Source organism: Chryseobacterium gossypii (assembly GCF_041361455.1).
In the GTDB taxonomy this organism is placed as follows: Bacteria; Bacteroidota; Bacteroidia; order Flavobacteriales; family Weeksellaceae; genus Chryseobacterium; species Chryseobacterium gossypii.
In genome coordinates, this window is the sequence record NZ_JBGCUR010000010.1 from 17,741 (window position 1) to 44,526 (window position 26,786).

Below are 26,786 nucleotides of genomic sequence, written 5' to 3' on the forward strand. Positions count from 1 at the left end.
ATATTAAACTGTCAGTCGTTTTCTAATATCTGAAATCTAAATTATTTCTTAAAGTCTTCCATTAATGCGATAAACTCATCGAACAGGTAGTTCGCATCTTCAGGACCGGGGCTTGCTTCCGGGTGGTACTGTACCGAGAAACAAGGGTGAATCTTATGTTTTAAGCCCTCATTCGTCCTGTCATTCAAAGCAATGTGTGTTTCAATCAGGTCTGTTCCTTTAAGGCTTTCCTGATCCACTGCATAGCCATGGTTTTGGGAAGTGATGGAAACTCTGTTTTTCTCCAGATCCAGGACCGGATGGTTTCCTCCCCGGTGTCCGAACTTTAATTTAAACGTTTTTGCCCCGCAGGCTAACCCGATCAACTGGTGCCCTAAACAAATCCCGAAAATAGGAACTTTACCTAACAATCCGCGGATCATCTCAAGAGCCTGAGGGTTATCCTCCGGATCCCCGGGACCGTTTGACAGCATGATCCCGTCCGGATTCATCAATAAGATCTCTTCTGCTGTTGTATCATGAGAAACCACTGTGATATCGCAGTTTCTTTGGGATAATTCCCTGATTATCCCCAGTTTGGAACCGAAGTCCACCAATACTACCTTGAAGCCTCTTCCCGGATTGGCATAGGCTGTTTTGGTAGAAACGGTTTCTACCTGATTGGTAGGAAAACTGGTCGATTTAAGATCTGCCACCACTGCATGCTCATCTGCATCGGCATTCACAATTTTTCCTTTCACCACTCCCCGGTTACGGATAACTCTCGTCAATCTTCTGGTATCAACTCCTGCAATTCCGGAAAGGTGTTTCTTTTTGAACAATTCATCCAAAGTAAGCTGAGTACGGAAATTGGAAGGGAAATCGCAAAGCTCCTTCACGATAAGGCCTTTAATTGCCGGCTCTATACTTTCATAATCATCACGGTTAATACCATAATTCCCGATAAGCGGATAGGTCATACAAACAATCTGACCGCAGTAAGACGGATCTGAGATCAGCTCCTGATACCCCGTCATTCCGGTATTGAAAACCACTTCTCCTGCGGTTTCCAACTCTGCTCCGAAACCTTCTCCATGAAACACTTCACCGGATTCCAGTATTAATTTTTTCTTCATTTTTAAAAATTAGTATTAGATTTTTAGAATCAGAAGTCAGGGACTTCTTTATTCCATATTATTGTCTTATTCTTTTACTTTATTGTACCTGTTTAAAGGTAAATCCTTTCTCTTCCAATGCTTCCTTCAGAATGGCCATCCTTGCGAAAACCCCGTTCTGCATTTGTTTGAAAATCCTTGACCGTTCACATTCCACAAGATCAGTATCAATCTCTACTCCCCTGTTGATCGGGGCGGGATGCATGATGATGGCTCCTTTTTTCATGGCTTTCTCCCTTTCCTTCGTCAGACCATATTTCCTGTGATATTCCGACGCTGAAAAGCTCATTTTTGCATCATGTCTTTCGTGCTGGATTCTTAAAAGCATTAAAACATCCACTTCTGCAATCAGTTCATCCAAAGCCAGGTAGGTCCCGTTGATCAGGGCTCCTTCGTCAAACCATTGTTCAGGCCCCGAAAAGTATACTTTGGCTCCTAATCTTCTCAGTGCCTCTGCATTTGAATTGGCAACCCTGCTGTGCTTTACATCTCCCACAATCCCTACTTTCAGGCCTTCAAACTTTCCGAACTCCTGATAGATCGTCATCAGATCCAGCATACATTGCGACGGGTGATTTCCTGTTCCGTCGCCACCGTTGATAACAGGAATCGTGATGTTTTTCAGCTCTTCATAATACCTGTCTTTTCTATCCCTGATCACTACCAGGTTTACTCCCAGGCTTTCAATGGTTTTTACCGTATCATATAATGTTTCACCTTTATTTACAGAACTGTGGGAGGCATCAAAAGGCACTACCTGAAGGCCGAGCTTTCTTTCGGCAATATCAAAACTGGTCTTTGTTCTTGTACTGTCTTCAAAAAAGAGATTTGAACAGAAAACCTCTCCTTCAATTTTAGCGGTCTTTCCATTCGCGAAAGCCAAAGCTTCTGTCAGTATACTGTTGATTTTCTCCGTGCTTAGTTCTGTTATCGTAAACATAATATCTAAATTTTTGACATAAAAAAAGCGAAGACCACATCTTCGCTTAATAACAATAAATATCGTAAAGGGCGCTGTCGCCCGGTAAATCTAATGATATAAATACTCTTTTATTCATTAGGTGCAAAGATACAACAATTTCGTAAACTGGCAAAACCAAATTTTAATAAACTAAAAAAAATTTAATAGGTCCTTATTTTCATTTTTTCTTAATATTTTTGTTAAAATTCAAATCATATGGATTCCAAGGACAAAATGATTCTCAATATTATTCAGGAAGATTCCACTTTATCTGTAAAGGAGATATCGGAAAGGATCGGTCTTACCTTTACTCCCACCTATGAGCGGATCAAGCAGCTGGAGAAGCAAGGCATTATTGAGAAATATGTAGGCCTTCTGAACCGTGAAAAGCTTGGGCTGAATATTGTAGTCTATTGTAACGTCCGTCTCAAGGAGCAGTCCCAGAAAGTCCTTGAAACTTTTGAAAAAAACATCGGCAAATATGATGAAGTGCAGGAAATCATCAGTCTTTCCGGGGAATATGACTATATGCTGAAGATTATTGCGAAAGACATTAACTCTTATAATAATTTTGCCGTTAATGTAATTTCAAATATCCCTAATATCGGGCAATACCACAGCTCCATCGTATTACATGAAGTGAAAAAGACCACTAAATTCAAACTTGATATGGATTAATGGTCCTAATCCTTACTGATCAGCCTAATAGTTTGTTTTTAAGCTTGTTAAACTGATATTCTATTTTATCCAGGCAAAGGTTACCTATGCTTCCCTGATGGGTATGATCGAGATCTCTGATCTCAAAGTCGAACGCATTATTTTCAATTTCATTTCCGATCTTTACATAGGCGTCCCGGAATGAGCTGCCCCTTTTCACTTCCTCATTGATTTTCTCCACGCTGAAAAGGTATTTATATTTCTCATCTTCCAGAATACCTTCTTTCACCCGGATATGGGGTAAAGTATAGTTTAAAATTTCAAGGCATTCCTTTAAAGAATCAATGGCAGGAAAGAGTATTTCTTTTGTGAGCTGGACATCTCTGTGATAGCCTGAGGGAAGGTTCCCCGTAAGAAGGATAAGCTCATTGGGCAGGGCCTGGATCCGGTTGCAGCGTGCACGCACCAGTTCAAAGATGTCTGGATTTTTCTTATGAGGCATTATGCTGCTGCCTGTTGTGAATTCTTTCGGGAAGCTGATGAAATCGAAATTCTGGCTTAAATACAAGCAGATGTCATACGCAAATTTTCCAAGTGTTCCGCCTAAGGCCGCCATGGCCATGGCCAGCAGCTTCTCAGATTTCCCGCGGGTCATCTGGGCATATACTGAATTATAGTTCATGGCTTGAAAACCCAGATGGCCGGTCGTGCTTTCCCGGTCAATCGGGAATGATGAACCATAGCCGGCCGCAGATCCTAAAGGATTTTTGTTGATGATATTCTTAACGGCAAGAAGGATTTCAAGATCATCGGGCAAAGCTTCCGCATATGCCCCGAACCATAGCCCGAAAGATGAGGGCATTGCTATCTGCAAATGGGTATATCCCGGCAGCAGAATATTTTTATGCTGTTCTGCAAGACCGATCAAAATACCGAAAAAGCCATCTGTTAAGGCCGTAATCTCCCGGATCTCATCCAGCAGGTAGAGCTTAATGTCCAGCAAGACCTGATCATTGCGGGACCTGGCCGTATGGATCTTTTTTCCTGTATCTCCCAGGTTCTGAATTAAAATAGCCTCAACCTGGGAATGAATATCCTCTGCTTCCTTATCTATCTTAAAGGTCCCTTCCTCTATATCTTTCAGGATTCCGGACAACACAGACAACATCTGCTCCGATTCTTCCGCAGAAATAATCCCGGTTTCCGCAAGCATTTTACAGTGTGCCATAGAGCCCCGGACGTCATATCTGGCGAGGCGTATGTCAAAATCAAGGTCTTTCCCTACTGTGAATCGGTTTACTAATGTATTGGTGGCAAGATCATCTTTCTGCCATATTTTTTTCATGCTTATTTATTATTAAGGTATTATTGTTAAAAGGTCAGATCAACCTGAAGATTGAAAGCCGGTCTCAGATGTCGGATCAGATATGGTCTGAACTTTCATATTTTATAAAACCTTCTCCAAAATCTGAATATAAATATCAATTCCTTCTTCTATTTCTTTTATATAGATGTATTCATCCGCCGTATGGGAACGTGTGCTGTCCCCGGGGCCGAGTTTCACTGAGGTACAGGGGATAATGGCCTGGTCCGATGAAGTAGGAGATCCGTAAACCGTTCTCCCGGCTTCCAGCCCTGCCTGTACGAAAGGATGCTCCATTTCAATTTTTGAAGAATTCAGCCTGAAAGACCTTGCCGTAAGCGTTGATTTCATTTGCGACTTTATAATTTCAAACACCTCCTTATTAGAATATTCATCTGTAACCCTCACATCGAGGGTAAAGGTACACGACTCGGGAACAACATTGTGCTGCACTCCTGCATGGATTCCCGAAAGGGTAATTTTAACCTCTCCCAGGTATTCCGAAACTTTTGGAAACTTAAAATTCAGGATATGCTGCAGATCTTCCATGCACTTCACAATTGAATGATCATCATTAGGATGAGCGGCATGGGATGGCGTCCCCTTCATCTCCCCGTCAATCACCAGAAGTCCTTTTTCCGCAATGGCAAGATGCATCTGTGTGGGTTCTCCCACAATGGCAAGCTCCACATCCGGTAACTGTGGGAACAAAGCTTCAATCCCGTTAAACCCCGAAATCTCTTCTTCGGCTGTCAGGGCAATAATTAAGTTATACTTTAAATTTTCTCTTTCATAAAAGTACAGAAAAACCTGCACCATGGAAACCAGAGAACCTCCTGCATCGTTGCTTCCCAATCCGTATAGTTTCCCGTCTTTTTCAACCGGTAAAAACGGATCCAGGGTATATGCCTTATTCGGTTTTACCGTATCGTGATGGGTATTCAGCAGGATGGACGGTTTGGAAATATCAAAAGCTTTGTTCACCGCCCAGATATTGTTCTTAAAACGCTTCGTGGGAATGTTGTATCTTTTGAAAAAGTTTTCAATCTCCACAGAGGTATGGTATTCATCTTTGCTAAATGAAGGTATACCGATCAATGCTTTAAGCAGCCCGACCGCATTATTCAGCATCTCTTCCCTACTGTAAACGGATTTCAGTTCCTTCATGATGATCTTCTATATGGTTCTTCAATTGTGTCTCCTTAATCAGGAATACTTTATTTACATTATTTTTTACGGCTTCCAGTGCGTTCTCCAGTTTGGGTAATATCCCTTTATGCAGTTTTCCTTCTTTTTTTAAAGCAATAAATCCCGTCTCTGAAACAGCTTTTAAAACAGATCCCGGGTCATTCACATCCTGTAATACCCCTGCCTTATCAAAGCAGTATAGCAATTCCACATCATAGAACCCTGCCAGGGCCTGTGCAATGACGGAAGCAATGGTATCTGCATTGGTGTTTAACAGATTCCCTTTTTTATCGTGTGTGATTGCAGAGAAGACTGGCACCAGGCCAAGGCCTGTCAACGCTGAAATAAGTTCAACATTGACATCTTTCCTGTCAATATCTCCTACAAATCCGAAATCAATATCAGGATGCTTCCTTTTTCCGGCCCGGATGATATTCCCGTCCGCACCGGAAAGCCCTATGGCGTTACAGTCCTTCTGTTGAAGCCTGGCCACAATATTTTTATTGATGCTTCCTGCATATACCATTGTTACGATATCCAGGGTATCCTTATCCGTAATTCTCCTTCCATTTATCATTTTTTGCTCTATCCCCAGTTTATCAGCTAAGGTCGTTGCCAGCTTTCCCCCGCCATGTATAAGTATTTTCCTCTCTCTGATCCCTGAGAACTGCTCTAAAAACCGGTCCAGCAGCACCTCATCATCAATCAGGGCTCCTCCTATTTTTACGATGTATATTTTGGATTTCATTTTATTAATCGTTTAAACATTGATTCCTGTAAGATCCCGGCCGGTTCCCGTTTTAAGATCCGCTACCATTTTCAGCTGAGCAGATTTCATCTAAGATCTCACTGAACACGGCCTGGGCGGAAAAGATCCGGTTCTTCGCCTGCTGATAAATAACGGAGTTTTCACTGTCCATCACTTCATCACTTAATTCCACATTCCTTCGCACCGGAAGGCAATGCATTACTTTGGCCTGACAGGTTCTGGTCAGCTTTTCATTGGTCAGCATCCAGTTTTCTTTTACTTCAGGCATTGCCGCGTATTCATCAAAGGAGGACCAGTTTTTTACATAAACAAAATCAGCATCTTTCAGGGCTTCTTCCTGGTTGTGGATTACCGGCGTAGCTTTGGTAAAGCTTTTATCAAGATCATATCCTTCAGGATTGGTAATGATAAAGTCGACATCCATTTGCTGCATCCATTCCGTAAAGGAGTTGGCAACCGCCTGGGCAATCGGCTTGATATGTGGGGCCCAGGTAAGCACAACTTTCGGCTTGCGCCGTTCTTTCCAGTTTTCGGTGATGGTGATACAATCCGCAAGGCTCTGCAGGGGGTGGCGGGTAGCAGATTCCAGTGAAACAACCGGTACTCTGGCATATTTCAGGAACTGGCTCAGTATATTTTCATTGACGTCATCTTCCTTATTCTTCATACCTGCAAAGCACCGGACGGCAATAATATCGCAATATTGGTTCAGTACTTCAATGGCATCTCTGATATGCTCCACCGTATCCCCGTTCATCACAGCCCCGTCTGCAAACTCCAGGTTCCAGGCTTCCTGCGCCGCATTTAAGGTCAGAACATTCAAGCCCAGGTTCTGGGCTGCAATCTGGCTGCTCAGACGCGTTCTCAGGCTTGAATTTAAAAATACCAGCCCTATGGTTTTCCCCTTTCCTTTTTCCTGTCCGGAAAGCGGATGATCTTTAATATATAATGCTTTTTCTATGATTTGCTGCAAGTTTTCAACATCACTCACAGAGGTAAAATTTTTCATTGATTGATTTTTTTTCTGGCAATATGGCAACTATGCGCTCACTGCCTATTGACCGTTAATTTTATCCAGAACGGTTTTCAACGCAAGGATGAAAATATCCGCTTCCTTTTTCCCGATATTAAGGGCCGGGAGAACCCTCAAAACAGTTTTATCATTAGAGTTTCCTGTGAAGATATGATGATCATATAACAGGCTTTTCCTTACTTCCGAGCAGTCCCTGTCCAGCCCGATCCCGATCATCAGCCCTTTCCTCCTGATCGAGGCAATGTGCGGAAAGGCTTTTATCTCATTTTCGATATAATCTCCCATTTTCCGGGCGTTTTCAATAAGGTTTTCTTCTTCCATCACATCCAGCACTGCAATTGCCGCTGCGCAGGCCAGATGATTTCCGCCAAAGGTTGTTCCCAATAAACCGCTGCTGGCCTGAAATTTCGGATGAATCAATACCCCTCCCACCGGGAAACCGTTCCCCATACCTTTTGCCGTGGTAATGATATCCGGCCTGATCCCAAATTCCTGATGAGCAAAAAAATGTCCGGTTCTTCCATACCCCGACTGAACCTCATCTAAGATCAAAAGCGTATTGTATTCGTCACACAATGCTTTAATCCGGGATAAAAATCCTGCTGCGGGGATGACGACTCCTCCTACACCCTGGATCCCTTCAATGATAACGGATGAAATTTCATTTCCCCGGGCTTTAAAAATCCTTTCAAGCTCTTCGGCATCATCCCATTCACACCTGATAAACCTTTCGGAATGGTTTACAGGAGCCACGATCTTGGGATTATCAGTCACGGAAACCGCTGCGGAAGTTCTTCCGTGGAATGAGCCCGAAAAATAAAGCACTTTACTTCTTCTATTATGGAATGAAGCGAGCTTAAGGGCATTTTCATTGGCCTCAGCACCGGAATTACACAGAAAAAGACTGTAATCCGCATATCCTGAAAGCCTGCCTAGCTTTTCTGCCAGCTCCGTTTGCAGATCATTCTGAACAGAATTGGAATAGAAAGAGATCTTTTCCAGCTGCTCCTTCAGTTTATTTTGATAGTACGGATGGCTGTGCCCGATGGAGATCACCGCATGACCTCCGTAGAAATCAAGATATTGTTGTCCTTTATCATCCCAGAGAAACGATCCCCGGGCTTTTACAGGATTTATATTAAACAATGGATATACGTTAAATAAATTCATCTTTATTTTAATTGATTTCTTCTGTTCCCCGGTAATAAGTGCATAATAGACTTCCGCTAAAATTTAAAATGCGACCGGCTTTAAGTTTAACCCTAAATATTCGTCCCATCCCATAGCAATATTCATATTCTGTACTGCCTGTCCGGAAGCCCCTTTCAGTAAATTATCAATAGCCGAGTGGATCACTGCAACATTTCCGTTTTTTTCAATTTGTATCACACAGCGGTTGGTATTGACCACCTGTTTCAGATCTATTGCATTACCGCTTACCTTTACAAAAGGTTCATCCTCATAAAAATCCTGAAACAGCTGCTCCAGGGAGGAAAGTTCCAGGCTTGTCTTCAGGGTAGAGCTTGTAAAAATACCTCTTGCAAAATCTCCTCGCCACGGTACAAAATTCAGATCGATATTTTTATGGTTCAATCGCGTCAATTGATTCAGAATTTCATCCGCATGCTGGTGTTTCAAGGTTTTGTATGCTGAAATGTTATCATTCCGCCAGGTAAAATGCGTCGTTGCCTGAAGAGATTGTCCTGCCCCTGTGGAGCCTGTGATTCCGGTTGTAAAGACCTCATCCAATATTCCTTTTTCCGCTAACGGCAGTAATGCTAACTGTATCGCGGTAGCAAAACATCCGGGATTTGCAATGCTCTTTGCTTCTTGCAGTTGTTTTTTATTGATTTCCGGCAATCCGTAGATAAAATCCCTGTCTCCAAAGCCTCCATCAAGGCGGAAATCATTTCCCAGATCAATCACTAAAGTTTCTTTTCCGATACGGTTTTGGCTGAGCCAGTTCCGGCTTTCCTTATGGGGAAGGCAAAGGAAAAGAATATCCACGTCCCCGGGTTCATCTGTTAAAGCCTTTTCACAAACCGCCGTCAGATCCGGGTACAAATCTGAAATTTTCATCCCCGGATGAGAACGGCTATATAAAAAACTCAACGTTACAAAAGGATGGAAGGCCAGCAGGCGCACCAGCTCACTCCCGGTATAACCATTCGCGCCTACAATTCCTACTGTTTTTTTCATATATGTTGGGCCATGCCCTGTCTTTATTGAACTGTTTGATGGCATTCTGTTCCATCTTAATTGACATTATTTGATCCCCTGATTGATCTGATGATATATGTTTAAAGAATTGCCTATAATCTTCGTATATCCTTTCACATCTTCTCCGGTCCAGGCCCTGTTGGCCTCACCGTAGCTCCCGAATCTGTCAGACATCAGATCATGAGGGGATTCAATTCCGTTTAGAATAAACCTGTACGGATAAAGAGTTACAAAGACCTTTCCGGTGACCGTTTTTTGGGAATCTGTCAAAAAAGCCTCTATATTTCTCATTACCGGATCCAGGAAAAGAGCCTCATGCAGCCAGTTACCATACCAGTCAGACAACTGGGATTTCATCATCTGCTGATATTTGGAAAGCGTATGCTTTTCAAGCAGGTGATGCGCTTTGATGATCACGGTAGCGGCTGCTGCTTCAAAACCTACCCTTCCTTTGATTCCAACAATGGTATCTCCTACATGGATATCCCGCCCGATCCCGTAAGCGGATGCTAATCTTTCAATTTCCTGAATGGCATTGACAGGATGTTTAAAGCTTTTCCCATTTACAGCTGCAATTTCCCCTTTCTTAAATTCAATTTCCAGGTCTGAAGGCCGGGTGGCCTCTGCTCTGGACGGAAACGCCTCCTCAGGTAAGTAGCTTCCCGAGGTCAGGGTTTCCTTTCCCCCTACTGAAGTTCCCCAAAGGCCTTTATTCACAGAATATTCTGCTTTCCGGAACTCCATATCGTAACCATGGCTTTTCAAAAACCCTATCTCTTCATCCCTGGATAAAGCCATATCACGTATCGGTGTGATGATTTCTATATCCGGACACATGACCCCGAAGATCAGGTCAAAACGAACCTGATCATTTCCGGCCCCGGTACTTCCGTGGGCAATGGCATCGGCTCCCGCTTCAATGGCATATTTCGCAATTTCCTGCGCCTGGACAGTTCGCTCAGCGCTTACGGAAAGCGGATAGGTATTATTTTTAAGCACATTCCCGAAAATCAGATACTTCACACAAGAATTGTAGTAATCTTCCTGAGCGTCTACACACCTGTATTCTTTCACCCCAAGCTGTAAGGCCCTTTTCTCCAGCTCCTTTTCCTCTTCCTTAGAAAAACCTCCGGTATTCACAGTTACTGCATACACCTCATACCCCAGTACTTCACTGAGATATTTGGCACAGTATGAGGTATCCAAACCTCCACTAAACGCTAAGACGACTTTCTTTTTCATCTGATCTCCTTTTATTGTTTTTACACTCACCGGCAGAATCCTGTGTAAGGTGTCCGGTGTCTGCCTTGCTTATTTCATTGTTATATTCATTTTGTGGCCATTGATGCCCTTCCTCATGTTTATTCAACTTTTCAGGAACAAAAAGCATTGCCGTACACAGACAATTCTTACGTTCCTTTTGTGTAAGAATATCATAATTGATACAGCTCTTACAGCCGTTCCAGAATTCCTCATCCTGCGTCAGTTCAGAATATATTACGGGTTTATAGCCCAGATCACTGTTGATCTTCATTACGGCAAGGCCTGTTGTTAGCCCGAATACTTTCGCATCCGGATATTTTTCTCTGGACAGCTGGAAGATCTTATGTTTAATCCTGGTAGCAACTCCCTTGTTCCTGAATCTCGGGGATACTATTAATCCTGAATTGGCCACAAACTGCCCATGAGACCAGGTCTCTATGTAGCAGAATCCCACCCATTCGCCATTTTCAGTGGCCACTACGGCATTGCCTTCTGAAATCTTCTTGCTCAGATATTCCAGCGAACGTTTCGCGATCCCTGTCCCTCTCCGCTGTGCAGAATCATACATTTCCTGCTGTATTTCACTTACATACACCAGATGCTGGCATGAGGAAACTTCTATTTCCATTTGATTTATCTAAATTTTGCGGCAAATTTAAAATATAATTTCTTTAAAAAACAAATTAAAAAGATATTTTTTTTGGATTAAAAAAATAATCAGGTAAAATTATCTTTGATTAGTTTTATTATTTTGCTAAATAATTATATATTTGCTAAATATGTATAGCTATGGAAAATAATTGCCCGAAATGTAACAGCAACAGAATTGTAAAAAGCGGGATCGTTAATGAAAAACAACGCTTCCATTGCAAGGATTGCAATTATTATTTCACCGTTAAAAAGCTTGGAAAACAGATTAATGACTACTATGTAACAAAAGCTTTACAGCTCCACCTTGAAGGACTAAGCTATCGTGAAATAGAAAGGATCATCGGGGTTTCCCATGTTACCATAAGCTCCTGGATCAAGAAATACAACATCACCAGGCCACCTCATTCCGGATTTCATCCGGTTTACAAAATTTTAAAACAAAATGAATTGATCGAATATATGTCCCAGGAGGAAAACATCAGAAATTCCGGAATTATCATCACTCAGTTTGCAGACAAGTATATGCTGATCAAATGGGAAAGGTTTAAAAAATAGGAGGAGTGAGAGGGTTATAAGTTATAAATATGAGTTATGAGTTATAGAAACATGATAGTCAATTTATTATGCATGATATACATCTTTAATTTTGATTCAGATCTCTCAATAATTTTAAATTCATAACTCATAATTCATAACTTATAACTAAAAAAACTATATTCTTACCATAAATATATATTAAATTTTCTAAATAAAACTATTAGTTACAATTTGGTATTCATAAAACAACAGCCAAATAATTAATAATTTATGAAGAAAATATTAATATTTATTGGATTGTCTCTAATCAGCAATTCTTTATATTCCCAGGGCTCTCCTGATTATGGAAGCGGATTGAAACTAAACCTCAACCAGCAGGGTGATAAATACGTCAGATTTATTTTATGGGATCAGTTTTGGTTACGGAATACGGAAATGAATCCGGGAAGCATGGTGGGAGGCGAAGCCACAGACAATTCCTGGAGTCTGGGAAACCGGAGACTCCGGGCTTTAGCCTATGCACAGATCTCCAAAAGATATATGATCCTGGCGCATTTTGGTATTAATAATCAGACATTTATTAACGGGGGTGGTTCGGGAACTTCCGGGACCGGAGGCTACGGAAATGGTAAAAAGCCACAGATGTTTTTCCATGATGCCTGGAATGAATATGCTGTTGTTTTACCCGGAGAAGCCGGAAAATTCAGTCTGTCCTTAGGAGCCGGGCTCCATTATTACATGGGGCTTTCCCGTATGACCATGGCTTCCACCCTGAATTTCCTTACTGTTGATTCTCCTATTTTCACCTGGCCGCTGATAGACAACTCAGATCAGTTTGCCAGACAGCTTGGGATGTTCGCCAAAGGGAAATACGGAAAGCTGGAATACCGTTTCAGCTTAAATAAACCATTCGCTACAGATCTGGTTCCTGCCAATGTGACGGATCCGGCAAAAGCCGTAGCCGTAGACAACAACGGAAATCCAAGTTTTTCAAAGGCAGGATACGTTGAATATCAGTTCTTTGATGAAGAAGCCAATACGCTTCCTTTTAAAGTTGGTTCTTATCTGGGAACAAAAAAGGTTTTCAACATCGGCGCAGGATTCTATCATCAGGCGGACGGAACAAGGACTTCCGTCAATTCCAATATTGAGAAACACGACATTACTCTTGTCGCAGTGGATGCTTTCGCCGATATTCCTTTGGGCAATGCCAGGAACAAGATGGCAGTTACAGCTTATGCAGGCTATTACAATTACCAGTTCGGGCCCAACTACGTAAGAAACCTCGGAATTATGAATATCGCTTCTGCTGATCCTAACTTTACGGGTAACAAAGCGCTTGCAGGGCCCGGGAATCTGCAGCCCACCATAGGAACAGGTAATATTATCTATGCCCAGGCAGGTCTGCTACTGCCTAACCAGGCAGAGAAGCCTAAAATCAGGATACAACCTTTCGCGGCCTATACTTATAAAAACTTTGAAGCGTTTGACAAATCCTCCTCACAATTTGATGTGGGCGCCAACTGGTTCATCGATGGACATCATGCAAAAATCACGACCCAGTATTCAACAAGGCCGGTCTATACCAGCCCCGCAGATAGCCCTTCATCAAAAGGAGAATTTATTGTTCAGTTTCAAATTTATCTTTAAAAACACAGGATGACAATATCAGTTTAATCAATAGCAAAATCAAGCAAATATGAGCGAAAAGCACTACGAAAACTACGAGAATATGACCAACAGGCAAAAAAACCGCACCATCTGGAGTGTGATCACTGCCTCATCACTTGGTACATTGATAGAATGGTATGACTTCTATATATTCGGAAGTCTGGCCGTTGTTTTGGCAACTAAATTTTTCCCTGCGGATAATCCCACCGCCGCCTTTTTATCCACACTGGCCACCTTTGCGGCCGGGTTTGTGGTCAGGCCTTTCGGAGCCCTGTTTTTCGGAAGACTGGGAGACCTTATCGGAAGAAAGTATACATTCCTTGTAACTTTATTAATCATGGGATTCTCCACATTTCTTATAGGCTGCATCCCAAGCTATGAAACAATCGGATTTCTGGCTCCGGTCCTGGTATTGATTTTAAGATTGCTGCAAGGGCTGGCTCTGGGAGGGGAATACGGAGGCGCTGCAACTTATGTTGCTGAATACGCACAACCCCACAAAAGAGGCTACTGGACTTCATGGATCCAAACTACCGCTACGGCCGGACTTTTCATTTCATTAATCGTAATCCTGGTAACCAAAACCACTCTTTCCGCAGAAGAATTTGATGGCTGGGGATGGAGAGTCCCGTTCTGGATTTCGATATTGATGGTTGGGGTTTCCTATATCATCAGAAAAAACATGAAGGAATCACCACTTTTTGCCAAGGCCAAAAGCGAAGGGAAAACCTCTAAAAACCCTTTGAAGGAAAGTTTCGGACATAAGTATAATTTTAAATTTGTATTGCTGGCTCTCTTCGGAGCCGCCATGGGGCAAGGGGTAATATGGTATACCGGGCAGTTCTATGCCATGAGCTTCCTTCAAAAGGTAATGAACGTGGAATCTGCACAGGTAGATTCCCTAATGGCTACAGCATTATTCTTAGGAACTCCTTTCTTCGTGTTTTTCGGCTGGCTTTCAGACAAGGTCGGACGGAAGGCGGTGATGATGACGGGAATGCTGATCGCAATTTTAGCCTACAGACCCATTTACGACAGTATGTTCAAAAGCATCAACATTGAAGGCAAAACCCTGGCTGCCAACGGAATTACCGAAAAAAGGACCGCTAAGATCCATGATAAGGTTACAACGGACAGCTTGATAACCTTCCATAAGGAAAGTCTTTATACAGACGGAACTTTAATTAAAAAAGACAGTATTGTACACTGGTCGCCATCCGGGCCCGTGATAAAGGATGGAAAAGTGGAAGAACCAAAAGTTTCACAATCTATCAAACTAGCTGATAATACCAAGTGGTACCTGATATTCCTGGTATTTATCCAGGTGATCTTTGTGACAATGGTATACGGACCTATTGCCGCATTCCTCGTGGAAATGTTCCCTGTACGGATCCGGTATACCTCAATGTCTCTTCCATACCATATCGGGAACGGGGTATTCGGGGGACTTCTTCCGGCAGTGGCCACTTATCTTGTTACGGAAGGAAAGGATGCGGGACATCCCACCTGGTATCTTCAGGGGCTTTGGTATCCCATTGGTGTGGCCGCCGTCTGCTTGATCATCGGATTGTTCTATCTTAAAAATAAGAACAATAATATCCACGATTAAGCATAAAATCACTTAATTTTTTATTAATTTTAAAACAATTAAAAATGAACGGACTAAAAAAAATATTAGGTTTTGTTTGGATCGCCATTGCTCTGGTAGTGGGATATTTCGGAATAACCGTATTGGGGATCCCGAAAATCACCTCCGGGAAGCAGGAAGATCTGGTATTCGGGATCATTATCCTGTTTGTATTAATGCCGATTATTTCGGGGGGAATGGCAGTTTTCGGTTATTACTCATTAACGGGGGAATATTCTGACGACAAAGTATAATTATTTATAAAGATTATTGATAATTGATGAATGATCTGATATCTGTTCATCAATTATCTTTAATCAATGATCATCTATGAAAAAAAGACACGAACAAAAACTGATCATCCTGAGTATCGGAATGATGGTGGCATTCAGTATCCCCGTTTCATTATTATTCAATAGTGAAAAGGAGATTGTCGGATATCCGATGATCCTGATCTATATGTTCGCTGTCTGGATGGTTTCTATCATTATCACTTTTGTAATCGTAAAAAAGTATGATGAGTAGTTTCGTGTTATTTTTTGTAGTCTTATTTTACCTGGCACTTTTGTTCCTGGTTGCTTACCTGGCAGAAAAGAAGAAAAGCAAGCTTTGGATCAATAATCCTTATATCTATGCTCTGTCTCTGGCCGTATACTGTACAGCCTGGACGTATTACGGAAGCATTGGCGTTGCGGCCACAAGCGGGTTGAACTATTTGCCGATTTATATCGGCCCTGCCATGATTATTCCTGCATGGATCTATATTAATACCAGGATCGTGAGAATTTCAAGGATCAACAAAATAAGCAGCCTGGCGGATTTTATCTCGCTGAGATACGGAAACAGCAGAAGCCTCAGCGCCATTATTACGATAGTATGCCTGCTGGCCATCGTTCCCTATATCAGCATGCAGATCAAAGCTATTTCCGAAACCTTCCATCTGGTAACGGAAACCTCAATGTCACAAAATATCCTTACCGACAACGCTACCTTTGTGGTTGTTTTGATCGCATTGTTTTCCTCATATTACGGGACAAGATACGTGGATGCCTCCGAAAAGCGACTGGGCATTATCTCTGCAATTGCACTGGAGAGCTTTCTAAAGCTTTTCTTTATCATTATTCTTGGGATATTTGTGATCTATTTTGTATTCAACGGATTTTCGGACATCTATGAGAAAGCAAGCCGATTTGAGGATTTTAAGGAGAAAAATACGTTCAACGGAATTGAAGGGGCATTGAACTGGATGGTAATGTGCATGATCTCGGCCACGGCCATCTGTATCCTTCCACGGCAGTTCCATACTGCAATAGTAGAAAACAGACAGGAAAAGCATATCAAAACAGCTATCTGGTTTTTCCCGCTTTATCTATTGATTTTCACCATCTTTATTTTTCCGATTGCCTGGGGTGGCAGACTGATCTTTGACGGGCATAAAGTGAATCCCGAATTTTATTCTATATTGATCCCGCAGCATTTCAACAATACTTTCATCACTGTTTGCGTATTCCTGGGAGGCTTAAGTTCCTGCATTTCGATGATCATTATTTCAGCGATCACCTTATCAATCATGCTTTCCAATAATCTGGTCATCCCTTACGGCCTGCTGGGAAAATTCAAATCCGAAAATGAGGTTCAGAATACCCGGAATATTACCAATATCAGGAAAATCAGCATTTTCGCCCTGATTATCATGGCTTTTGTCTTCTATAAGTACTTTATTCTGAAAACTTCACTAAATTCAGTAGGGTTGATCTCTTTTGTAGTGATTTCGCAGCTCGCTCCGGCCTTTTTTGGAGCATTATTCTGGAGAAGGGGAAGCTATAAAGGAGCTGTTACGGGGCTGGTGACGGGGCTTGTCATCTGCTATTTCGGGCTGATCATCCCCCAGTACTATTTCTCTTATAACCAGGAATTTAAAGGGATTTTAAGAGATATGTATGACACTTTTGATTTTTTCACAATCCCTTATTTGAGCAGGATCTCTCAGATCTTCTTCTGGTCGATGCTCGTTAATACAGGCTTATTTGCCATTATTTCCGTAAGCACGAAGGGGAATTACCGCGAAAGGAATTTCGCCGAGCTGTATGTGGATATTGATCAATATATCCAGAACCATGAGAACGCCTTTATCTGGCGTGGAACAGCTTATATCTCGGATATCAAAAACATTCTGGAACGTTTTTTAGGTAAAAACAAGACGGAACAGGCCCTAAGGATCTTCAACCTGAAATATAACATTGATTCTCAGACAGACACCGCCGATTCAAGATTCATCAAATTCTCGGAAAATCTTCTAGCAGGAAGGATCGGTACCGCTTCCGCTAAAATTCTAATCGAGGGCGTTACCAAGGAGGATAAAATTTCTTTAAAAGAGGTTTTAAATATTCTGGAAGAATCCAAAGAAAATATTATTCTTAATAAAAAGCTTACGGAACAGTCTCAGGAATTGCAGAAGCTTTCCAGCGACCTGAGAATGGCCAACGAAAATCTAATGATAAAGGACCGCCAAAAAGATGACTTCCTGGATTCCGTTGCCCATGAACTGAGAACCCCGATCACCGCCATCCGGTCCGCAGGGGAAATCCTGGCCGATGACGATGATATTCCTTTGGAGATCAAAAAAGAGTTTTTAAATAATATCATTACAGAATCCGACAGGTTAAGTGAAATCATCAACGATATCCTTTACCTTGACAAGCTGGAGCACGGGGAGATTGCCCTGCATGTTCAGCAAAATAATATTATTGAAACCTATAAAAAAGCATTAAAGCCTCTGCTCCACCTGATACAGCAGAGAAATATCCATCTGAGCGAGGTCAACCTCCTGAGCCAGCCTTTATTTGAATATGACGAAGCAAGAATGATTCAGCTGTTTCAGAATATTATAGGAAATGCCCTGAAATTTACCGAAGAACAGGGAACCATACAGACCAAATTATCCGAAAAGGAAAACAGGCTGATCATCAAGATCTTCAATACAGGCAAACTTATCCCTGAGGAGGATCTGGAAATGATCTTTGACAAGTTTTACCAATCCAGAAACCAGAATATTTTAAAACCTACAGGAAGCGGACTCGGGCTGGCAATCTCCAAAAAAATCGTGCAGGCTCATGGCGGGACCATAAAAGCTGAAAACAGCGGGCTGGGTGTGACCTTTACCATAAGTATTCCTGAAAAAGTAATAAAAAAGATCAAAAATGAAGTTGAACACCATTAAGAACCATTATGAAAAAGATAATTATTGCAGATGATGAACACAAAATATTGATGTCACTGGAATATAGCTTTAAAAAGAACGGCTATGACGTCTATATTGCCCGGGACGGAACCGAAGTTCTGGATTTTCTGAAAACAATGGTTCCTGATGCCATCCTGCTGGATATCATGATGCCGAATCTGGACGGATACAGCACCCTGGAAATCATTAAGAAAGAAGAGAGACTAAAGGACACTAAAGTTATTTTCCTGAGTGCAAAAAATAACCCGAAAGATATTGAAAAAGGCCTGAGTATGGGTGCTGATGCCTATGTAACAAAACCTTATTCAATCAGGAAGCTGATACAGCAGATTGAGGAAATGCTTGAGCAGGGTAAATAAGAATAAAGGATAAGAACAAACATAAAAATAAGAGTAAAGAAGGAGCGGCAACATTCTACGGCCTATTGTCCTGAACCTGTTTTTTAATCCTCAGGGCGGGTGTCGCCTCGCTTTTCTCAATGATCAATAACATGAAAATATAAAAGGCGTTATGAATGCAGATACCTTATTTAAAAGAAGCATGGAAGACAGGGAAAGCTTCTGGCAGGAGCAGGCCCGGGAAATCCAATGGTCTGAATTTCCCAGGCAGATCCTTTCCGAAAACGGTGGCCACTATCCTCAATGGTTTGCCGACGGAAAGCTGAACATGTGCTATCTCTGTATCGATAAACATATAGAGGACGGTTTTGGGAACGAAATTGCCATTATTTATGATTCACCGGTTACCGGCCAGAAAACGACCTATACTTTCAACGAAGCCAGGGAAGAGATTTCAAAACTGGCCGGAGGTCTGGTTTCTTTAGGGCTGAAGAAGGGTGACACTGCAGTGATCTATATGCCGATGATCCCACAGACCCTGTTTGCCATGCTTGCCTGCGCCAGAATAGGTGTCATTCATAATGTTGTTTTCGGAGGCTTTGCCCCTCATGAACTGGTGGTAAGAATTGATGACTGTAAACCTAAAGCTCTGATCACGGCCACCGCAGGCATGGAAGTTGCCAAAAGGATCCCGTATCTGCCCCTTGTGGAAAAAGCAATAGAACTGGCGCAGGATAAAGTTGACAATATCATCGTTTTCAACAGAAAGCTGGCTGACAACCGGCACGAAATGTTTGAAGGGCTGATCGATTACGAAACCTTAGTCCGGGAATCAAATCCTGCAGAATGTGTTTCCGTAGAATCCACTCATCCCCTTTACCTGCTTTACACTTCAGGGACTACAGGGAAACCTAAAGGCATTACCCGTGATACGGGCGGGTATGCAACAGCACTGAAGTTTTCCATGAAATATATTTACGGAGTAGAACCGGGAGAAACTTACTGGGCCGCTTCAGACTTTGGCTGGGCAGTGGGGCATAGCTTCTCGGTTTATGGCCCTTTGATCAACAGAAATACTACGATCATCTTTGAAGGGAAACCGGTAATGACACCGGATGCCGGTACTTTCTGGAGGATCATCTCAGAATATAAGGTATCCGTAATGTTTACTGCCCCAACAGCGATCAGGGCAATCAAAAAGGAGGATCCTGATGGAAACCTGGTAAAAAAATATGATCTGAGTAACTTTAAAAAACAGTTTCTGGCCGGGGAAAGATGTGATGTAGCGACCCTGGACTGGCTTACCCGGCACATCAGGGTTCCCGTCATTGATCATTGGTGGCAGACGGAATCCGGCTGGCCGATGCTGGGCTTGCTGACTTTCGACGGCAATTATAAGATCAAGCGGGCATCTGCAGGAAAGCCGATTCCGGGATATGACATTAAAATTTTTGACGAAAACGGGCTTGAGCTTGGCCCCCATCATGAGGGTTACCTTGTCATCAGGCTTCCGCTTCCGCCGGGAGCTCTCACAGGGATATGGAATGACCGTGAACGTTTTCAGAACAGCTATTTATCACAGTATAAGGGCTATTATTTTTCAGGGGACGGGGCGATTCAAGATGAAGACGGATATGTTTTCATTACGGGAAGAGTCGACGATGTCATTAACGTGGCTGGGCACCGGCTTTCAACCTCAGAAATGGAGGAGATTGTTTCAGCCCATCCCCAAGTTGCGGAATGCGCTGTTGTAGGGATCAATGATGAGCTTAAAGGCCAGATTCCCTTTGCGGCTGTAGTCCTGAAAAATGGCTCCACGATTTCCGAACAACAGCTGGAAAAGGAGATTGTCCAGGCAGTCCGGGAAAAAATAGGAGCTGTTGCCTGTCTGAAAAACGTAATGGCCGTCAGACGTCTGCCGAAAACCCGTTCGGGGAAAATCCTGAGAAAGCTTATCAGAACATTGCTGGATGGTAAAGATTTCCAGGTGCCGTCCACCATTGATGACGAGAAAATCATTGATGAGATCCAGGAAAAAATCAAAGAGTACAGGATGTAAAACAAATAAACATATTTACAAAAAACAATAAAAATTCAATTACAAAACGAAGGTATATGAGAAATTATCTAATAGAAGATCTACCCCACTACTTTGAGGAATATAAAAAATCAATCAAAAATCCTAAAAAATTCTGGGACAAGATAGCCGATCAGAATTTCGTGTGGTATCAGAGATGGAGCAAGGTCGTTAAATATGATATGAGCGAAGCTAAAATCACCTGGTTTAAGAATGCCAAATTAAATATCACCAAAAATTGCCTGGACCGTCATCTTGCCGTAAGAGGTGAAAAAACAGCCATTATCTGGGAGCCCAATGATCCTAAGGAGCAGGCACAGCATATTTCCTATAATGAATTATATACCCGTGTCAATAAAACAGCCAATGTCCTGCGTGATATGGGTATAGAAAAAGGCGGCAGGGTCTGCATTTACCTGCCCATGATCCCGGAACTGGCTGTCACCATGCTTGCCTGTGCAAAGCTGGGTGCCGTTCATTCCGTGATCTTCGCAGGGTTTTCTTCCTCGGCCGTAGCTTCAAGGGTAAATGACTGCGGAGCAAAGATGGTCATCACATCAGACGGAAGCTATAGGGGAAATAAGGTTTTAGACCTTAAAAGTATTGTAGATGAAGCCTTGGAAAAAACACCAAGTGTCGAAAAGGTTCTGGTAGTAAAAAGGACCAACAATGAGATTACCATGAAGGAAGGAAGGGATTTCTGGATGCATGATCTGTACGAAAAGGCTTCCGCCGATTTCATTACGGTAATCATGGATGCTGAGGACCCGCTTTTTATCCTTTATACTTCGGGATCAACAGGCAAACCTAAAGGAATGCTTCATACCTGTGCGGGATATATGGTCTATACCGCCTATACCTTCAAAAATGTTTTCAATTATCAGGAAAATGACATTTATTGGTGTACCGCGGATATTGGCTGGATCACAGGACATTCCTACATTCTTTATGGACCTCTTCTAAATGGTGCCACAACCGTAATTTTTGAGGGAATCCCAACCTATCCTGAACCGGACCGGTTCTGGGAAGTTATTGAGAAGCATAAAATCACCCAGTTCTATACGGCTCCCACGGCCATCCGCTCATTGGCAAAAGAATCCACGGAGTGGGTGGATAAACATGACCTGAGCACACTAAAGGTAATAGGATCCGTGGGTGAACCTATCAATGATGAAGCCTGGCATTGGTTCAACGACCATGTAGGGAAGAAAAAATGCCCGATTGTGGATACGTGGTGGCAAACGGAAACGGGTGGCATCATGATCTCCCCTATTCCATTCGTTACTCCAACAAAGCCTACTTATGCCACGCTGCCCCTGCCCGGGATACAGCCGGTATTGATGGATGACAAACGTAACGAGATCAGCGGAAATCAGGTTACCGGGAACCTTTGTATCCGTTTTCCATGGCCAGGGATCGCAAGGACCATCTGGGGTGATCACCAGCGGTATAAGGATACCTATTTCACCGCATTTCCGGGTAAGTATTTCACCGGCGACGGGGCGCTAAGAGACGAGGTCGGATATTACAGAATCACCGGACGTGTGGATGATGTCATCATTGTTTCAGGCCATAACCTGGGCACGGCACCTATTGAGGACAGCATCAATGAACACCCTGCCGTTGCAGAATCCGCTATTGTGGGATATCCCCATGATATCAAAGGAAATGCCTTGTATGGTTTTGTCATCCTGAAAGAAAGCGGCGAAGGACGTGATAAGGAAAATCTGAAAAAGGAGATCAATCAGCTGATCTCTGATCAGATCGGGCCAATTGCCAAACTCGATAAGATTCAGTTTGTTTCCGGACTCCCAAAAACACGTTCCGGAAAAATCATGCGCAGGATCCTGAGGAAAATTGCGGAAGGAGATTTCAGTAACTTTGGTGACATCACCACATTGCTGAATCCTGAAATTGTGGAAGAAATCAAAAACGAAAGAATACAGTAAGGTAATTTAAACAATAAGGATGGCGGGCTTTTGCCCGTTTTTTTATTGCCTGAACCGGTGCGGTTCAGGCTTGGGACCTTTCTAATTTTAAACAATAGTTTAATAGATATTTTCAAAATTTTCTCTTTTTATTTATAGATAAAATAATATAATGTAAAATTTATTGCGATTTTATTAAAATATTTAAAGATTAATTACTATCTTTAAGTACAATTTTAAAACTACTGCTATGTCAAATATATTAGCTGGACTATTTGCACATCACAGCGACTACAAGAAGCTTGAGGCTGACCTGGAAAGCTTAGGATTTGAGAGCTCGGATTACATTGTATATCTGGATAATAACCATACCGATTCACAATACATGGCAAGTGTAGCCGTAACGGATCATTCTCAAATAGACAACGCCAAAGATGTTTTCAGGCAAAATGCCGCTTTGAAAACCTATCTTTTTGAAAATATGAATATTGAACAGGCTAACTACAATACCATCAGAAAATTCATTGATGCCAGGAACAGGGCAGAGATCCACAACTGCCCGGACGTTAAAATAAGAGCAGCAACCAATGGTATTGATTCTGAAGTAAAATTTTAATAGCTATAAAACCTAATAACCGGAATCCGTAGATTGTTCTACGGATTTTTGTTATTTGAAAAGTGTGGAAATTTTCGTATTTTCGTTTGACCATAGGTACTTTACACGAATGAGTTACGACTTAGAACAGGAAAATAAAGAGATTCTTGCGAGATACAAGGATCTGATTTCGAATACATACAGGACTTTAGATGAGGAGAATAATAAACTTATCCGAAAGGCATTTGATATTGCGTTGGATGCTCATAAGGACCAGAGGAGAAAAACCGGTGAACCCTACATTTACCACCCCATCGCCGTAGCCAAAATCGTGGCTACCGAAATCGGGCTGGGCGCTACTTCCATTGCCTGTGCCCTCCTGCATGATGTGATAGAGGATTCTGACTACACCTATGAAGATCTGAAAAAGATCTTTGGTGAAAAAATAGCCAATATCGTGAACGGATTAACCAAAATATCCATCATGAATCATCAGAATATCTCCGTACAGTCTGAAAACTACAGGAAACTGCTTCTGACCCTTTCTGAAGATTTCAGGGTGATCCTGATCAAAATCGCGGACCGTCTTCACAATATGCGGACTCTGGAAAGCATGGCCCCGGATAAACAGAAAAAAATAGCCTCCGAAACGGTCTATATTTATGCCCCTATGGCTCACCGTTTAGGACTTTACAATATTAAATCCGAACTTGAGGACCTGTCCCTGAAATATAATAATCCTGAGGTCTTTCATGAGATCACAGAAAAATTAGAGCTGGCCAAGGAAAGCCGTGAAAGATATATCGAGGAATTTAAAAAAGAGGTTTCGGAAAGGCTGCATGAGGAAGGGCTAAACTTTAAAATAAAAGGCCGTGCGAAGGCGATCTCCTCAATTTACAGGAAAATGCTTAAGCAGGGGGTTTCGTTTGAGGAAGTATATGACAATTACGCGATCAGGATCATTTACAGATCTGATGCTAAAAATGAAAAGTTCCTGGCCTGGAAGATTTACTCTATCGTAACGGATGTTTATCACAGTAATCCGTCCAGGATGCGTGACTGGATCACCCAGCCCCGTTCCACAGGCTACGAAAGCCTGCATCTGACCGTTCTGGGCCCGGATAAAAAATGGATCGAGGTTCAGATCCGTTCTGAAAGAATGGACGAAATCGCTGAAAAAGGAGTAGCTGCTCACTACAAGTACAAAGAAGGCTATAAACAGAGTTCTGAAGACCGTAATTTTGAAAAATGGGTAACAGAAATCCGGGAGGTCCTTGAACAGCAGCAAAACCTCAGTACTTCGGAGCTTCTGGACAATATTAAGCTTAATTTATATTCCAAAGAAGTTTTTGTTTTCACTCCAAAAGGTGAAATCAAGATTCTGCCCACTAATGCCACAGCTCTGGACTTCGCCTTCTCCGTTCACTCTGATCTGGGAATGAAATGCCTGGGAGCTAAGATCAACGGCAAGCTGGTTCCCATCTCCTATGTCCTTCAAAATGGCGACCAGGTGGAGATCCTGTCCTCTCAGAACCAAAAACCCAAATCCGACTGGCTGGAATTTGTAGTGACCTCAAAAGCCAAGTCCAAGATCAAAAGCTACTTAAACTCACAGAAAAATCAGCTCGTAGAGGAAGGAAAGGAAATTCTGCAAAGAAAGCTCCGCCATGCGAAGATCAACTTTAATGATGATGAGGTCAATAAGCTTCAGAAATTCTTTAACCTTAAAACCTCACAGGAACTGTTCCTGAAATTCCAGAGCAATGAGCTGGATGCAAGCAGCCTGAGAAAATATATCGAAAGCAAGAACGTATTCAACAACCTGCTTTCAAGATTCAGGAAATCGCCATCCAAAAGCCAGTACTTTGAAGAGCCTAAAGAGCAGAACCTTGACATGATTGTCTTTGGGAAGGATGAAGAAAAACTGAATTATACTTACGCCAAATGCTGTACCGTAATTCCGGGAGATAAAATTTTCGGTTTCATTACCATTTCAGAAGGCATTAAAGTCCACAGCGATAATTGCCCTAATGCCATTAATCTCAGAGCTCAGTATGATTACAGGGTGATCCCCGCAAAATGGGTAAATGCGGAAAGCTTTAAAAACAGAGTTAAAATCGAAATTGAGGGACTGGACAGAATAGGAATGATAAACGATATCACAGCGGTTATCAGCAACTCTATGGAAATGGATATGAAGAGTATGTCCATAGAATCAAACAACGGTATATTTACAGGAACCATTAACCTCGAAGTGAAAAATAAAAGCCAGCTGGAACAGACCTTTAAAAAGCTAAGCGAAATTAACGGGGTTTCAAAGGTGAGACGATTACAATCTTAATTATGAACTTGACTTTATATTTTAAAAAATTTTTCAACAGCAGCCAGTCTTCCGGAATCATCCTTATCTTTTGTGTGATAATTTCCCTGATTATTGCCAACTCGTCTGCCGGAGAAAATTTTCAAGAAATTCTTAATACTGAGGCTGGTCTCAATATATTCCATCTGAAATATCCTGTAAGCATCTGGATCAATGACGGGCTGATGGCCATATTTTTCCTTTTGGTGGGGCTTGAGATCAAAAGGGAATTGATCGAAGGTGAACTCTCATCCTTTAAAAATGCTTCATTACCTATCTTTGCAGCAATCGGAGGAATGCTTGTACCCGCCGCTATCTACGGGGTCTTCAATACAGGAACGGAATACAGTAACGGCTGGGGAATCCCTATGGCAACAGACATTGCTTTTTCACTTGCCATCATCTCTATGCTGGGAAACAAAATCCCGAACTCTATAAAGATCTTTCTCGCAGCCCTGGCCATTGTGGATGATCTCGGAGCTATCTTGGTCATTGCAGTGTTTTATACCGAGCAGGTTCATTGGGTCTATCTGCTGTTATCTTTAGGGGTGACTTCCTTATTGTTTGTTTTAAACTTTCTGAAAGTAACAAGAATTGTTTATTATATTATTCCTGGTCTCTTCTTATGGTACTTTTTGCATCATTCCGGGATTCATGCTACCATTGCGGGGGTTTTGCTTGCTTTTTCCATTCCCACGAATGTTTCGGATGTGGAAATTTCCCCTTTGGAAAAACTGGAGCATAAACTTCATTTTCCCGTAAATTTTCTCATTATGCCCATCTTTGCACTGGCCAACACCAATATTGCATTCAGTAGCGGGATGGCCGAAGGATTAACGAGCACCTTAGGCATCGGCATTGTTGCAGGGCTGGTGATTGGAAAACTGGCCGGTATCAATCTTTTTTCTTATATCGCTATCAGACTGAAAATAAGTTCCCTGCCTTTAAACAGCTCATGGCCGCAGATGTTGGGTGTAGGTTTCCTGGCCGGGATAGGTTTTACCATGTCTATTTTCATCGCCCTGCTTTCTTTTAAAGAAAATATCGATATCCAGGAAAAAGCTAAACTGGCCATTCTGGCAGCTTCTTTTCTATCTGCTTTTCTGGGATTCATTGTACTGAAGCTTAGTGCCAGAAAAAATTATGAGAATTAG

23 protein-coding genes are annotated in these 26,786 nt (G+C 42.2%); 13 read left to right on the plus strand and 10 right to left on the minus strand.

The annotated features are described in order from the left end of the window. Positions 1–41 precede the first annotated feature (41 nt). Together ABMQ40_RS07545 and ABMQ40_RS07550 are read right to left on the minus strand one after the other, a co-directional pair. Positions 42–1,115, minus strand: coding sequence for a carbamoyl phosphate synthase small subunit (locus tag ABMQ40_RS07545; protein WP_370898154.1), 1,074 nt, complete (start codon positions 1,113–1,115; stop codon positions 42–44). Between the two features lie 79 nt (positions 1,116–1,194). Further along, the gene (locus ABMQ40_RS07550; RefSeq protein ID WP_370898156.1) at positions 1,195–2,094 is read right to left on the minus strand and encodes an aspartate carbamoyltransferase catalytic subunit; all 900 of its coding nucleotides are present in this window, start codon (positions 2,092–2,094) and stop codon (positions 1,195–1,197) included. Between the two features lie 237 nt (positions 2,095–2,331). On the opposite strand from ABMQ40_RS07550, the gene ABMQ40_RS07555 reads away from it, so the two are divergent. After that, positions 2,332–2,793 (plus strand): Lrp/AsnC family transcriptional regulator, encoded by a 462-nt coding sequence (locus tag ABMQ40_RS07555; protein ID WP_370898158.1) that lies wholly within the window; start codon positions 2,332–2,334, stop codon positions 2,791–2,793. 19 nt (positions 2,794–2,812) lie between these two features. Here ABMQ40_RS07555 and argH read toward each other — a convergent pair whose 3' ends face one another. The 8 genes from argH to ABMQ40_RS07595 form a co-directional block, all read right to left on the minus strand. Further along, complete coding sequence (gene argH / locus ABMQ40_RS07560) at positions 2,813–4,117, minus strand: argininosuccinate lyase (RefSeq protein WP_370898160.1); 1,305 nt, start codon at positions 4,115–4,117, stop codon at positions 2,813–2,815. Positions 4,118–4,219: 102 nt separating this feature from the next. Then, a complete protein-coding gene (locus ABMQ40_RS07565; RefSeq protein ID WP_370898162.1) occupies positions 4,220–5,302 on the minus strand; it encodes a M20 family metallo-hydrolase in 1,083 nt (360 codons plus the stop codon). Continuing rightward, a complete protein-coding gene (argB, locus tag ABMQ40_RS07570; protein WP_370898164.1) occupies positions 5,274–6,071 on the minus strand; it encodes an acetylglutamate kinase in 798 nt (265 codons plus the stop codon). The genes ABMQ40_RS07565 and argB overlap by 29 nt, the downstream gene beginning before the upstream one ends. A 52-nt stretch (positions 6,072–6,123) precedes the next feature. Then, positions 6,124–7,101: a Rossmann-fold NAD(P)-binding domain-containing protein gene (locus tag ABMQ40_RS07575; RefSeq protein WP_370898166.1), complete on the minus strand. Its 978-nt coding sequence runs from the start codon at positions 7,099–7,101 to the stop codon at positions 6,124–6,126. Between the two features lie 45 nt (positions 7,102–7,146). Next, positions 7,147–8,295, minus strand: coding sequence for an aspartate aminotransferase family protein (locus ABMQ40_RS07580; RefSeq protein WP_370898168.1), 1,149 nt, complete (start codon positions 8,293–8,295; stop codon positions 7,147–7,149). Positions 8,296–8,358: 63 nt separating this feature from the next. Next, complete coding sequence (argC, locus tag ABMQ40_RS07585; RefSeq protein ID WP_370898170.1) at positions 8,359–9,324, minus strand: N-acetyl-gamma-glutamyl-phosphate reductase; 966 nt, start codon at positions 9,322–9,324, stop codon at positions 8,359–8,361. Positions 9,325–9,390: 66 nt separating this feature from the next. Then, positions 9,391–10,587: an argininosuccinate synthase gene (gene argG / locus ABMQ40_RS07590; RefSeq protein ID WP_370898172.1), complete on the minus strand. Its 1,197-nt coding sequence runs from the start codon at positions 10,585–10,587 to the stop codon at positions 9,391–9,393. After that, positions 10,559–11,236: a GNAT family N-acetyltransferase gene (locus tag ABMQ40_RS07595; RefSeq protein ID WP_370898174.1), complete on the minus strand. Its 678-nt coding sequence runs from the start codon at positions 11,234–11,236 to the stop codon at positions 10,559–10,561. The genes argG and ABMQ40_RS07595 overlap by 29 nt, the downstream gene beginning before the upstream one ends. A 161-nt stretch (positions 11,237–11,397) precedes the next feature. Here ABMQ40_RS07595 and ABMQ40_RS07600 point away from each other — a divergent pair, with 161 nt between their 5' ends. From ABMQ40_RS07600 to nhaA, 12 genes are all read left to right on the plus strand, one after another. After that, entirely contained in the window at positions 11,398–11,814 is a 417-nt protein-coding gene (locus ABMQ40_RS07600) for an IS1/IS1595 family N-terminal zinc-binding domain-containing protein (RefSeq protein WP_370898176.1), read from the plus strand. A 252-nt stretch (positions 11,815–12,066) separates the two neighbouring features. After that, the gene (locus ABMQ40_RS07605; protein WP_370898178.1) at positions 12,067–13,446 is read left to right on the plus strand and encodes a porin; all 1,380 of its coding nucleotides are present in this window, start codon (positions 12,067–12,069) and stop codon (positions 13,444–13,446) included. A gap of 49 nt (positions 13,447–13,495) precedes the next feature. Then, on the plus strand, positions 13,496–15,076 hold the full coding sequence (locus ABMQ40_RS07610; RefSeq protein ID WP_370898180.1) for an MFS transporter: 1,581 nt from the start codon (positions 13,496–13,498) through the stop codon (positions 15,074–15,076). A gap of 44 nt (positions 15,077–15,120) precedes the next feature. After that, on the plus strand, positions 15,121–15,348 hold the full coding sequence (locus ABMQ40_RS07615; protein WP_370898182.1) for a DUF6814 family protein: 228 nt from the start codon (positions 15,121–15,123) through the stop codon (positions 15,346–15,348). A gap of 76 nt (positions 15,349–15,424) precedes the next feature. Continuing rightward, entirely contained in the window at positions 15,425–15,619 is a 195-nt protein-coding gene (locus ABMQ40_RS07620) for a hypothetical protein (protein ID WP_370898184.1), read from the plus strand. After that, positions 15,612–18,314 (plus strand): ATP-binding protein, encoded by a 2,703-nt coding sequence (locus ABMQ40_RS07625; RefSeq protein ID WP_370898312.1) that lies wholly within the window; start codon positions 15,612–15,614, stop codon positions 18,312–18,314. The genes ABMQ40_RS07620 and ABMQ40_RS07625 overlap by 8 nt, the downstream gene beginning before the upstream one ends. Before the next feature lie 8 nt (positions 18,315–18,322). After that, complete coding sequence (locus ABMQ40_RS07630; protein ID WP_370898186.1) at positions 18,323–18,694, plus strand: response regulator transcription factor; 372 nt, start codon at positions 18,323–18,325, stop codon at positions 18,692–18,694. A gap of 151 nt (positions 18,695–18,845) precedes the next feature. Next, positions 18,846–20,732 (plus strand): AMP-binding protein, encoded by a 1,887-nt coding sequence (locus tag ABMQ40_RS07635; protein WP_370898188.1) that lies wholly within the window; start codon positions 18,846–18,848, stop codon positions 20,730–20,732. Positions 20,733–20,788: 56 nt separating this feature from the next. Continuing rightward, positions 20,789–22,699 carry an acetate--CoA ligase gene (gene acs / locus ABMQ40_RS07640; protein ID WP_370898190.1) on the plus strand — a complete coding sequence of 637 codons (1,911 nt, stop codon included), beginning with the start codon at positions 20,789–20,791 and terminating at the stop codon, positions 22,697–22,699. Between the two features lie 229 nt (positions 22,700–22,928). Next, positions 22,929–23,294 (plus strand): hypothetical protein, encoded by a 366-nt coding sequence (locus ABMQ40_RS07645; RefSeq protein ID WP_370898192.1) that lies wholly within the window; start codon positions 22,929–22,931, stop codon positions 23,292–23,294. Between the two features lie 109 nt (positions 23,295–23,403). Continuing rightward, positions 23,404–25,614, plus strand: coding sequence for a RelA/SpoT family protein (locus tag ABMQ40_RS07650; protein WP_370898194.1), 2,211 nt, complete (start codon positions 23,404–23,406; stop codon positions 25,612–25,614). Between the two features lie 2 nt (positions 25,615–25,616). Further along, positions 25,617–26,786 (plus strand): Na+/H+ antiporter NhaA, encoded by a 1,170-nt coding sequence (nhaA, locus tag ABMQ40_RS07655; protein ID WP_370898196.1) that lies wholly within the window; start codon positions 25,617–25,619, stop codon positions 26,784–26,786.